General features: G+C 32.2%; 2 protein-coding genes. Both read right to left on the bottom strand.

Features of this window, described 5'->3' with window-relative positions:
* The coding region (locus tag ACVC2P_RS09645) for a hypothetical protein (RefSeq protein ID WP_452598266.1) at positions 1-675 on the bottom strand (675 nt) is incomplete at its 3' end.
* A 151-nt stretch (positions 676-826) separates the two neighbouring features.
* On the bottom strand, positions 827-1320 hold a 494-nt coding region (locus ACVC2P_RS09640; RefSeq protein WP_452598265.1), incomplete at its 5' end, for a hypothetical protein.

Here is a 1320-nt window from a genome sequence, read left to right as displayed (position 1 = left end):
GTTTGCAGGTAAAACACCATCGGCTCTTCTCCATAATTTTACAGTAAGTTTAGAATATGTATTATCTGCAATTTTTGGAAATTGGTTCGCTATATTAGTATAATCAAAAACCCCTATATCTGGCGTGCTAGCAGCTGAACTGTAAGCATTATGCATTCCTGTTTCATCCTCGTAACTTATAGTTAAGTATAATGAATCTGAATTTGAAGAAGCTGGCCAAAATATCTTATGAGCCATAGTGTCTATTTGAACGTTACTATCAAAAAATGAGGGAATTGCTATTGTGGTGTTGTATGTATTCCCATTAGCCAACACAACTTTTACTGTATAATTGGCATCTCCATTTTGAGGCACAAAATTTTCGACATAATAGGTGTCTCTTGTTAATAATGGGTCTGGTTTACCATAATTACATTGTTGTCCTTGAACACTTACTGTACCATCCAGAAGACGTACTGCTCTATTATTTTTATCTCTAATTTTAACGTACACTTCTTTTTTTGAAGATTCATTATTAGCGCCTGCAATATTATAATCTCGGTTTTCTTTGATAATAATTTCTTGAGTTAACAAGGATACATCTTGAAGCTCTACATCATCAAGCGGTGAACTTGAGCAACTAACTATAATAACCAACCCTAAAATTAGAGTACTATTTTTGATTAACTTTTTCATCTTAAATTATTTTGCTTTACAAAGATTTATAAATATAGTTTGCTTTCCTATCAGGTAGAGTCATTAAAAGTTTCAATTTCTGAAATGTGTACTTAATAATCTTACCGTTATTACGGCTTATAAGACATCTAGACTTCTTTTTTATTTAATACTATTTACAAAACCCTGTTTTCATTGAAGGAATAATCAAACAATTGGTTTCGTCCATTAGCCATTTCATACCAGTCTCTTCCCCTGTACCTGCTTTAATAATATGTTTTTTACCATCATCTGTATAAAATACAATCTCTGGTATATTGGTCGTTTTTTCACTCATTACTCTAATAAACCCATCAAGCCCGTATATAGTGATATCATAAAAATCACCATTTGGTAGAATTTCTAGCATAGTCCCTTCTACTCCGTCCCATCTCCCAACCCAATAATCTGTTGGATAATTGGTCGCTAATTTTACAAATGGATAATCGTTATTTGCCATATTCTTTTTTGAATTGGTACGCAAATTAAAGATTTTGGGGTCTTTTTCAGGAACAACAGCATAACTCACGTAACTAAAATCATCATTAGATAAGGTTGATCCCATCAATTCTAATTGTAATGAATCGTTTTCAAACTTCCAATTTCTACCTACCCAATATTGATTTC

The sequence above is a fragment of the Pontimicrobium sp. MEBiC01747 genome, from assembly GCF_053601635.1.
The sequence above is the reverse complement of the archived record's forward strand: the minus strand, read 5'-3'. Positions and strand labels throughout refer to the sequence as shown.